The organism is Streptomyces sp. W16 (genome assembly GCF_033194735.1).
Lineage (GTDB): Bacteria > Actinomycetota > Actinomycetes > Streptomycetales > Streptomycetaceae > Streptomyces.
The window spans coordinates 1-8,732 of the sequence record NZ_JAWOAI010000432.1 but is presented as its reverse complement, the minus strand read 5'-3'; the positions used below and the strand labels follow the sequence as shown (position 1 = coordinate 8,732).

At 70.0% G+C, this 8,732-nt stretch carries 7 protein-coding genes and 1 pseudogene; 5 read left to right on the top strand and 3 right to left on the bottom strand.

What is annotated here, in order from left to right:
* The 3 genes and pseudogenes from R6V09_RS39100 to R6V09_RS39090 form a co-directional block, all read right to left on the bottom strand.
* Window positions 1-401: pseudogene (locus tag R6V09_RS39100) on the bottom strand (hypothetical protein); the annotation flags it as partial.
* A 193-nt stretch (window positions 402-594) separates the two neighbouring features.
* The gene (locus R6V09_RS39095; RefSeq protein WP_317886230.1) at window positions 595-1,221 is read right to left on the bottom strand and encodes an NUDIX hydrolase; all 627 of its coding nucleotides are present in this window, start codon (window positions 1,219-1,221) and stop codon (window positions 595-597) included.
* 110 nt (window positions 1,222-1,331) lie between these two features.
* Window positions 1,332-2,999 (bottom strand): CTP synthase, encoded by a 1,668-nt coding sequence (locus R6V09_RS39090; RefSeq protein ID WP_317886232.1) that lies wholly within the window; start codon window positions 2,997-2,999, stop codon window positions 1,332-1,334.
* Window positions 3,000-3,458: 459 nt separating this feature from the next.
* Between R6V09_RS39090 and R6V09_RS39085 the strand changes: the two genes are divergently transcribed.
* The 5 genes from R6V09_RS39085 to R6V09_RS39065 form a co-directional block, all read left to right on the top strand.
* Entirely contained in the window at window positions 3,459-5,261 is a 1,803-nt protein-coding gene (locus R6V09_RS39085; protein ID WP_317886231.1) for a glycoside hydrolase family 15 protein, read from the top strand.
* A 120-nt stretch (window positions 5,262-5,381) separates the two neighbouring features.
* On the top strand, window positions 5,382-5,999 hold the full coding sequence (locus R6V09_RS39080; protein WP_317886229.1) for a 3'-5' exonuclease: 618 nt from the start codon (window positions 5,382-5,384) through the stop codon (window positions 5,997-5,999).
* 62 nt (window positions 6,000-6,061) lie between these two features.
* Complete coding sequence (locus tag R6V09_RS39075; RefSeq protein ID WP_317886228.1) at window positions 6,062-6,277, top strand: DUF6243 family protein; 216 nt, start codon at window positions 6,062-6,064, stop codon at window positions 6,275-6,277.
* Window positions 6,278-6,454: 177 nt separating this feature from the next.
* Window positions 6,455-7,837, top strand: coding sequence for an FAD-binding oxidoreductase (locus R6V09_RS39070; RefSeq protein ID WP_317886227.1), 1,383 nt, complete (start codon window positions 6,455-6,457; stop codon window positions 7,835-7,837).
* Between the two features lie 43 nt (window positions 7,838-7,880).
* The coding region (locus R6V09_RS39065; protein WP_317886226.1) for a PucR family transcriptional regulator ligand-binding domain-containing protein at window positions 7,881-8,732 on the top strand (852 nt) is incomplete at its 3' end.

The window sequence follows — 8,732 nt, the reverse complement described above, 5'->3', positions numbered from 1 at the left end:
TCGGCGAGGGCCGCGCGCAGGATGTCCGAGAGGTCGTCCTCGGAGGCGCCGGCCGGGGTGGGCAGCTCCAGGGCGGTGAGGAGTTCGCGGGCGGTGCGCTCGGTGGGGACGGGGGTGCCGTCGGGCTCGCTGAGCCGGGCCCGGAGCACACCGTGGTCGTAACGGTCAGCGACCTGTCGGACAAGTTCCTCGGCCAGCGCACTGCGGCCGGAGCCGGGCTTGCCCGCGATGAGGAGGACGCGTGCGCGGGGGGCCTTGCGGCCGGCGATGGTGTCCAGGCCCGCGCGCTCGATGTCGGCCCGCAGTTCCTTCAACTCTCTTGCGCGGCCCAGGAATTGGCCCTCGGTAGAAGTGTTCTCGGACAGCTTCACACCGTCTGTGTCCACCGCCTGATCCGTCACGGGCCACACTCCCGTCCCACTGCACGCGCATAGCCCGCCGGGACTCCGGATCGGGTGATTCCAGAGCCTAGTTCACGCTCTGCGACGAACCGTGCGGAGCGCGGCGGGCACATCCCCCGATCGGATCAGCCGATCGTCACACCGGAAGACGCCGAAAGAGGCGGAAAGGATGAGGCGTGGGTGAGGTGTGGGTTCAGGACTCGAAGGGACGCGCGGGCCACGGCGCCTCGGCGGGGCGCAGCGCGTCGAGGCCGTCGCCGTGCCGGGCGGCGACCAGGGAGAGGACACCGACGACGAGGCAGTTGTTGTGCAGTTCGCCGGCGAGGACCCCGCGGACCAGGTCGTCGAGGGGCACGCGCGCGTGCTCCATGTCGGCCTCCTCGTCCTCGACCTCGAAGCGCTGTCCTTCGGCCTCGGACAGGTCCCGGGCCAGGAAGATGCGGATGGCCTCGTCGCAGCCGCCGGGCGTGGTGTAGACGTCGGTCAGCACCCGCCAGTTCTCGGCCTTGACGTGCGCCTCCTCGTACAGCTCGCGCTGGGCGGCGTGCAGCGGGTTCTCGCCGGGGATGTCGAGCAGTCCGGCCGGGATCTCCCACAGCTTCTGGCGTACGGGGTGGCGGTACTGCTTGATGAGGAGCACCCGGTCCTGCTCGTCGAGGGCGAGGACGCCCACGGAGCCGGGGTGGACCTGGTAGTCGCGGTGCACGACCGCGCCGCCGGGCATGACCACGTCGTCGGTGCGCACGGAGGTCTTGTTGCCGACGAAGGGGGTCGCGGTCGCCCGGATCTCCCACTCCTCCGGGGTGTCCTTGATGGTCATGCCCTGTCCTCCCGCACACGTGCCTGCACTGCATGAAGAAAACCGCGTAGAAGAAACCGGGGTGCACACCTCTTGAAGGCGCGCACCCCGGTCACCGTACAACCCTCGTACTACTTGCCCGTCTTGCGTGCCACGGCGGCCTTGACCAGGCCCGCGAAGAGCGGGTGCGGCCGGGTCGGGCGGGAGCGCAGCTCGGGGTGGGCCTGGGTCGCGACGAGGTAGGGGTGCACTTCGCGCGGGTACTCCACGTACTCGACGAGCTTGCCGTCCGGGGACGTGCCGGAGAACTGCAGGCCTGCCTTCTTCTCCAGCTCGGCGCGGTAGGCGTTGTTGACCTCGTAGCGGTGGCGGTGGCGCTCCTCGACGTACTCCTTGCCGTCGTACACGTCGCGCACGATGGAGCCCTCGGCGAGCTTGGCCGGGTACATGCCCAGGCGCATGGTGCCGCCCATGTCGCCCTCGCCGGCGACGATGTCGAGCTGCTCGGCCATGGTGGAGATGACCGGGTGGCCGGTGGCCGGGTCGAACTCGGTGGAGTTGGCGTCCGCGATGTCGGCGAGGTTGCGCGCGGCCTCGATCACGATGCACTGGAGGCCCAGGCAGAGGCCGAGCAGCGGGATCTTGTGCTCGCGGGCGTACTGGATGGCTCCGACCTTGCCGGACACACCGCGGTCGCCGAAGCCGCCGGGGATGCAGATCGCGTCGACGTCACCGAGCTGCTTGGCGGCGCCGGCCGGGGTCTTGCAGTCGTCCGAGGTGACCCACTTGATCTTCACCCGGGCCTTGTTGGCGAAGCCGCCGGCGCGCAGGGCCTCGGTGACCGAGAGGTAGGCGTCGGGCAGGTCGATGTACTTGCCGACCAGCGCGAGGTTGATCTCGTGCAGCGGGTTGTGGACGCGGTCGAGCAGGTCGTCCCAGGTCCGCCAGTCCACGTCGCGGAAGGGGAGGTCCAGCTTGCGGACGACATAGGCGTCCAGGCCCTCGCTGTGCACGGTCTTGGGGATGTCGTAGATCGAGCGGGCGTCGGGGCAGGCCACCACAGCGGCCTCGTCGACGTCGCACATCAGCGAGATCTTGCGCTTGATCGCGGTCGGGACCTCGCGGTCGGAACGCAGCACGATCGCGTCCGGCTGGATACCGATGTTCCTGAGGGCCGCAACCGAGTGCTGGGTCGGCTTCGTCTTCAGCTCTCCCGAGGGACCGATGTACGGCAGGAGCGAGATGTGGACCACGAACACGTTGTCCCGGCCGACCTCGTGGCGGACCTGGCGGACCGTCTCCAGGAACGGCAGCGACTCGATGTCGCCGACCGTGCCGCCGACCTCGGTGATGACGACGTCGACCTCGTCGGTCGCCATGCGCCGGATGCGGTGCTTGATCTCGTTGGTGATGTGCGGGATGACCTGCACGGTGTCACCGAGGTACTCGCCGCGCCGCTCTTTGGCGATCACAGTCGAGTAAACCTGGCCTGTAGTGACGTTGGCGCTGCCGTCCAAGTCGCGGTCTAGGAAGCGCTCGTAGTGTCCGATGTCGAGGTCGGTCTCGGCACCGTCGTTGGTGACGAACACCTCACCGTGCTGGAAGGGGTTCATCGTGCCGGGGTCGACGTTCAGATACGGGTCGAGCTTCTGCATCACGACGCGCAGGCCCCGCGCCTTGAGGAGCATGCCGAGGCTGGAGGCGGTGAGGCCCTTGCCGAGTGAGGAGGCGACACCCCCGGTGACGAAGATGTGCTTGGTCGTCGTGGCTGTGCTGTTTCGAAAAGCAGCGGTCGGCATGGCCAAGAGGGGGCTCCCGTGGTCGCGGTTCGAGTTGCGGTCGGGGGTTTTGTGCCCACCGGTCCACGGGCTACCAGGGTATCAGCGCCTGGACGAGATGGCTTCCGGCCACGCTCCGCACTCACCTCGACACACAGGTCACTCCCGTCGACACAGACGCGCCCTGGTTACCTGCTTCTCACGCGTTGCTCACCCGTTCGGCCCAGGTCCGTTGGCGAGAGCGGCACACAGATCATCTACGTGCGTCGTATCCTGCTCGGACACTCGCTGCCGAGCCGGTCCGGAACACGGCACCACCCCCGCCCGTATATCCCGGAACAACGAGAGCTCGTCAGTCCGTTGAGCGACGACCCCCATTTGCTTCATGGCTCAACGACGCACTACAAACGATCCCTTGACCGCACACAGCGACCGCCCCTTTTTCTGAGGGGCGACGTGGCCGTTCGACTGGAGTTGCACGTGGCCGGGCGCATCGAAGATTACGCACTCATCGGAGACATGCAGACCGCTGCCCTGGTCTGCCGGGACGGCACGGTGGACTGGCTCTGCCTGCCCCGCTTCGACTCCCATGCCATCTTCGCCGGTCTGCTGGGCACAGAGGAACACGGCTTCTGGCGGCTGGGCCCGGCCCACGCCTCCGACGCGCCGCCGCCCCGCGCGGCCCGGCGCGGCTACCGCGGCGACTCCCTGATCCTGGAATCGGAATGGGACACTCCGCGAGGCACGGTCCGCGTGACCGATTTCATGCCCCCTCGCGACGGCGCCCCCCAGCTGATCCGCATCGTGGAGGGCATCTCCGGCCGCGTCCCGATGCGCTCGACCCTCCGGATGCGTTTCTCCTACGGCCGGGTCACCCCGTGGGTGCACAAGCACGAGGGCCGCACGGTCGCCGTCGCGGGCCCCGACTCCGTGTGGTTCGACACATCCGCCGAGACCTACGGCAAGCAGCTCACGACCTACGCCGACTTCACCGTCGCACCGGGTGACCGCATCGCGTTCACCATCTCCTGGGAGCCCTCGCACAAGCCGCCGCCGCCGCTCCCCGAGCCGGAGCAGTCGCTGGAGGCCACGGAGGACTTCTGGCGCGACTGGGTCGAGCAGTGCACGTACCACGGCCCGTACCGCGAGGCGGTGGTCCGCTCCCTGATCACGCTGAAGGCCCTGACCTACGCCCCGACGGGCGGCATCGTCGCCGCGCCCACCACCTCCCTCCCGGAGGAGATCGGCGGCGTCCGCAACTGGGACTACCGCTACACCTGGCTCCGCGACGCGGCCATCACCCTCTCCTCCCTCCTGCGCACCGGCTACCGCGAGGAGGCCCGCGCCTGGCGCGAGTGGCTCCTGCGGGCCGTCGCCGGCGACCCGGAGAACCTGCAGATCATGTACGGCATCGCCGGCGAGCGCGAGCTCGGCGAGGCGGAGCTGGACTGGCTGCCGGGCTACGAGAACTCGGGCCCGGTCCGGGTGGGCAACGGCGCCGCGCACCAGCTCCAGCTGGACGTCTACGGCGAGGTCACCGAGGCCCTGCACCTGGCCCACATGACGGGCCTGGCCCGCAACGACTACGCCTCCCTGCTCCAGCTGAAGCTGATCCGCTACCTGGAGAAGCACTGGGACGAGCCCGACGAGGGCATCTGGGAGGTGCGCGGCCCGCGCCGCCACTTCGTGCACTCCAAGGTGATGGCCTGGGTCGCGGTCGACCGCACGATCAAGCTGATCGAGTCGGGCGACGCGGACGGCCCGCTGGAGAAGTGGCGCGAACTGCGCGACGACATCCACCGCGACGTGTGCGAGCGCGGCTACGACAAGGAGCGCAACACCTTCACGCAGTCGTACGGCTCGAAGGAGCTGGACGCCTCCCTGCTCCTCATCCCGCAGATGGGCTTCCTGCCCCCGGACGACAAGCGCGTGATCGGCACCATCGAGGCGATCCAGCGCGAGCTGTCCACCCCGGACGGCTTCATCCTGCGCTACCCGACCTCGGGCACGGACGAGGGCGTCGACGGCCTCCCCGGCGACGAGGGCGCGTTCCTGGCCTGCTCGTTCTGGATGGCGGACGACCTCGCGATGATCGGCCGCGTGGACGAGGCCCGCAAGCTCTTCGAGAAGCTCCTGTCGCTCCGCAACGACCTGGGCCTCCTCGCCGAGGAGTGGGACCCCCGCCTGCAACGCCAGGTCGGCAACTTCCCGCAGGCCTTCAGCCACGTCCCCCTGATCGACACGGCACTGCGGCTGACGGCTTCGGGGGCCTACGGCGGCTGACACCCGCCGAGCGCGCGCCCCGGGCCCGAGAGGTGCCCGGGGACGGCGGCACCGCCGCATCCGCACCGCAGCAGGAAAATCCAGGTGCCCCGGCCGCCACTCGTCCCTACTCTTCCCGCCATGGACAGCACCGGGGCCGAGCGGCTCCTGAACGTCGTGGATGTCGAAGCCACCTGCTGGGATGGCGGCCAGCCACCGGGCGCGGTCAGCGAGATCATCGAGATCGGGCTGACCGTCGTCGACCTGGCCACCGCGCAGCGCCTCGCCCGGCATCGGATCCTGGTACGTCCTGCCCGGTCCACGGTCAGCGAGTTCTGCACGGAGCTGACCGGTCTCACGCAACACGAGGTGGACAGCGGGGTCGGCTTCGCCGAGGCGTGTCGGCTGCTGGCGGCCGAACATCACGCCGGGTCCCGCCCGTGGACCAGTTGGGGCGACTACGACCGCAACCAGTTCACCCGGCAGTGCCAGAGCACCCGGACGCCCTATCCCTTCGGCCGGCATCACACCAACGCCAAAGCGGCCTTCACCGAGGCATACGGCCTGCGCAAACGCCCTGGCATGGCGCAGGCCCTGGAGATCGCCGGACTGCGGCTCGAAGGCCGTCACCACCGCGGCGAGGACGATGCCTGGAACATCGCCGCCCTCGTTCTCCACCTGTCCGAGCGGGGCGCCTGGCCGGGCACAACGCCCGCGGCGGCGAACAGGTTGGTGGGCGGGGCCGACGGAACCGGGTAACGTCCTTGTCGTGTTCTTCCGATGAATCCGTAGATCACTCCACATCACTACCGGGAGAACCCGTGACTGTGAGCAAGAACATCAACAACCCCGTGGGCATGGGCGGCGGCCAGCGCAAGAAGCAGTCCCGCGCCGAACGGCAGAACCACGGTCCGCACCGCAACCTCGACCGCCAGAGTGCGGCCGACCAGAAGGCGGAGCTGGTGCGCAAGATGCGCGAGAAGGCAGGCGCGGCTGAGGCCGCCGAGCAGGCGGGCGACGACACCGCAAAGAGCTGACACACCACCGCAGCAGGGCCCGGACCGCGACGCACGGTCCGGGCCCTGCTGCCGTACGGGGCGTACGGCGGCCGGCCCTTACGGTCCGGTGACGTGTGGCGGCCCGACGCGACCGCCGCACCGCACCCGCCTAGGCTGGAAGCGGACAAAAGCCCCTTTTCTGAAAGGGGGGCGGCCATGGCTTCCCTCTCGACGGCGGGCGCGGCTCTTGCCGCGTTGCGCGAGGATCTGGTCGGCGACGTGTTCGCCCCGGGGGATCAGGGTTACGACGACGCCCGTGTCGTCTTCAACGCGATGATCGACCGGCGTCCGGCCGTGATCGCCCAGTGCGTGGACGAGGCCGATGTCGTACGGGCCGTGCGCTTCGGGCGCGAGCTGGATCTGCCGATCGCGGTGCGCGGCGGCGGGCACAGCGTCGCGGGCATGGCACTGGGCGACGGGGCGCTCGTCGTGGACCTGCGCCATATGCGCGAGGTGACGATCCATCCCGCGGCCCGGGCAATACGGATCGCGGGCGGGGCCACCATGAGCGAACTGGACGGTGCGACCCAGGAGCACGGTCTCGCGACCACGGGCGGCCGGGTCTCCACGACCGGCGTCGGCGGCTTCGTCCTCGGCGGCGGCACCGGTTGGCTGGACCGCGCCTTCGGCCTCGCCGTCGACAACCTGCTCGGCGTGGACCTGGTGACCGCCGACGCACAAGTGGTGCATGCGAGCGCCGAGGAGAACCCGGAACTCTTCTGGGCCCTGCACGGCGGCGGCGGGAACTTCGGCATCGCGACCGCGCTGACCCTGAGACTGCACGAGCTGCCCGAATTCTCCATCGCCATGGTGATGTACGAGCCCGAGCACGGCCCCGACGTCGTCCGCACCTACCGCGAGATCATCGAGACCGGCCCGCAGGAGGCGAGCGGCGGAGTCATCTATCTGACCGCCCCGCCCGAGGAGTTCGTCCCCGAGCACCTGGTCGGCAAGCGGCTGTGCGGCGCGCTGATCACCTACGTCGGCGCCGAGGAGGACATGCGCAAACTCGCCCAGCCGCTGCTGGCTCTGCCGCACGAGATCGAGGTCGTCACCGCGCTGCCCTACGCCATGTTCCAGACGATGTTCGACGATCCGCCGGGTATGCGGAACTACTGGTCGGCCGAGTATCTGACGGGCGCGCCCGACGAGTTCACGGACGTCTTCTGTGCCCTCGGCGAGAGCATGCCGGTCCCCACGGGCACCCAGCACGTGCTGTTCCCACAGGGCGGCGCGATCGCGTCCGGGCCCGCCGAGTTCCCGCTGCCGTTCCGGAACGCGCCCTGGGCCGTGCACCCCTTCGGCATGTGGGAGGACCCGGCCGACGACGAACGCTGCATCGCATGGGTCAGAGACGTCCGAGCCCGGGTCCGGCCCTGGAGCACCGGCGCGGCCTACCTCAACTTCATGGGCGACGAGGGCACGGACCGCGTGACGGCGGGCCTGGGCGCCGCGAACACCCGGCGGCTCGCGGCGGTGAAGCGGGAGTACGACCCCGACAACGTTTTCCGCTTCAACCACAACATCGCGCCTGCCTAGGCCGAGATGTGCAGAGGGCATCCGCGCAGGTACCGTCCGCCTCATGGACAGCCGTACGGACAGCACATTCGACACCCAGGGCGCCGGCATCACCGTGCAGCGGGCGCTGGAGCTGCCCGGGCTGCGCAGTGGGCTGCCGGAGATCCTGGCGGGCGCCGACCGGCTGCAGCGGACCGTGCGGTGGGTGCACGCGGGCGAGGTCCCGAACATCGCCTCCCTCCTCAAGGGCGGCGAACTGCTCCTGACCACGGGCTACGGCCTCGGCACCCGTCCGGCGGAACAGCGCGCGTTCGTCCGTACCCTCGCCGAGCGGGGCATCGCGGCCCTGGTCGTCGAGCTCGGCCCGCGTTTCACCCGGCTGCCCGCCACCCTCGTCGAGACGGCCCGGGCGACCGGTCTCCCGCTGGTCCAGCTGCACCGCGAGGTGCCGTTCGTCGCGGTCACCGAGGAGATCCACACCGAGATCGTCAACGGCCACTACGCGCTGCTACAACAGGCCGAGGAGGTCCACCGCCGCTGCACGGAGGCCCTGCTCGGCGGCGGCGGAATCCCCCAAGTCCTGGGCATCCTGGCCGACTTCAGCGGCAACCCGGTCTTCCTGGAGACCCCGGACGGCCAACTCCTCTACGCGGCCGGGTCAGGACCCGAGGGCGCCGACCCGCTCCAGGTGTGGGAGGGGCTGCGCGGCCAGCACAAGGACGGCTCGCCGCCCGCCGGTTCGGTGCTGGTGGACGTGCCCGGCGGCGGTCCCGGTACGGGTTCGGTGCGGGCGCGGATCGTGCTGCTTCCGGTACGGGCACCGCTCGCCCCCGTGCACCGCATCGCCGCCGAACGGGCCGCCGGCATCCTCGCCGTGGTCCTGATGCAGGCCCGCCAGGAGGAGGAGCTGGCGGCC